Raw genomic sequence first — 1,439 nt, 5'->3', positions numbered from 1 at the left:
GGATCAATTTAAATTCTTGTGGGGTAAGGTTTAAATTTTCAACTTTGTGGGGTAAAAAAATACAGAGAATTGGAACAGATTGATACCTATGGTGAGCTTTTAAAACTAGTGCTCCCTGACGAGATTTTTGAATATTTTGAGATTGTTAATCTTAGTGTTGACGCCAAATCAATCCACGTTTATCTGGATGAACGGGATATTAAACCCCTCAAGTACAAAAAAGAGAAACTTACTTCCAAAGGGTTTCATTCGGAAGTGGTTATCCAGGACTTTCCTATTCGAAGAAAGGCTGCAATGCTTCATGTGCGTCGGCGTCGCTGGCTGATTGAAGCTACAGGGGAGGTTGTCAGCAGAGAATGGGATTCTGTGGCAGAGGGTACGCGTTATACAAAGGATTTCGCGTCTTTTTTAAAAGGAGTACTTGGACACGTTCCCAATCAGCGCAAATAGCCTGGAGAAACATTACCATATTGATGGGAATCGTTTTGGACAGCAATACAAAGAGCATTTAAGTGACTTTAAGAGTTGGGATCAAAAGGATCATGCCAAAGACTGGATTCTTTTCCCCGACAACATCGGGCCTTTTCTGAGTATTGATGAGACTGCACTTACCAATGGAGAACTTTATACAATCATTACTAATAAAGCAGGAAAAGGCAGAAAAGGGACACTGGTAGCTATGGTTGAAGGAACAGGATCGGATAAAATCATCAAAGTGCTGAATATGATAAAAGAGAAAGCTCGCAAAAAGGTAAAGGAGGTTACCCTGGATATGGCCGGATCAATGAGGAAGATAGTACGCAAATGCTTTCCTGAAGCAACTCGGGTAATCGACCGTTTTCATGTACAAAAACTGGCATTTGATGCTTTACAGGAGATGCGTATAGCACATCGCTGGGACGCCATCACTGAAGAAACCAATGCAATCGAAAATGCTAAACTTGATGGAAAGAAGCATATTCCTGAGCTTCTGCGAAACGGTGATACAAAAAAGCAGCTTCTCGCCAGAAGCAGGTATCTGCTGTTTAAATCAGGCGAAAAATGGACTCCTAAACAAAAACAACGAGCAGCGGTACTATTTGAACTGTATCCTGATATAAAGAAAGCATATTCTCTCTCACATTCATTAAGGATGATATTCTCGCACAACAAAGAAAAAGGCATTGCGCTTACAAAAATGGCAAGGTGGTTCAACGATGTGACAGACTCTGGATTCAAATCCTTCAATACAATATCAGCAACCTTCTATGCTCATTATTCAGAGATATTAAACTATTTTGACAACAGAAGTACAAATGCATCTGCTGAATCTTTTAATGCAAAAATTAAAGCTTTTAGAAGTCAGTTCAGGGGAGTAAGGGACATTACATTTTTCTTGTTTAGATTAACTAAAATTTATGCTTAATTATTTACTCCCCCACAGAAAGTTCACTTGAGCC

2 protein-coding genes are annotated in these 1,439 nt (G+C 39.5%); both read left to right on the top strand.

Annotation, left to right across the window (positions count from 1 at the left end; translation table 11 throughout):
• Positions 1–69: 69 nt before the first annotated feature.
• On the top strand, positions 70–450 hold the full coding sequence (locus D1164_RS23570; protein WP_119352356.1) for an ISAon1 family transposase N-terminal region protein: 381 nt from the start codon (positions 70–72) through the stop codon (positions 448–450).
• The gene (locus D1164_RS23565) at positions 422–1,405 is read left to right on the top strand and encodes an ISAon1 family transposase (RefSeq protein ID WP_119352355.1); all 984 of its coding nucleotides are present in this window, start codon (positions 422–424) and stop codon (positions 1,403–1,405) included. The genes D1164_RS23570 and D1164_RS23565 overlap by 29 nt, the downstream gene beginning before the upstream one ends.
• Positions 1,406–1,439: the final 34 nt, after the last annotated feature.

The organism is Mariniphaga sediminis (genome assembly GCF_003573545.1).
Lineage (GTDB): Bacteria > Bacteroidota > Bacteroidia > Bacteroidales > Prolixibacteraceae > Mariniphaga > Mariniphaga sediminis.
This window is presented reverse-complemented; position numbering and strand designations above follow the sequence as displayed.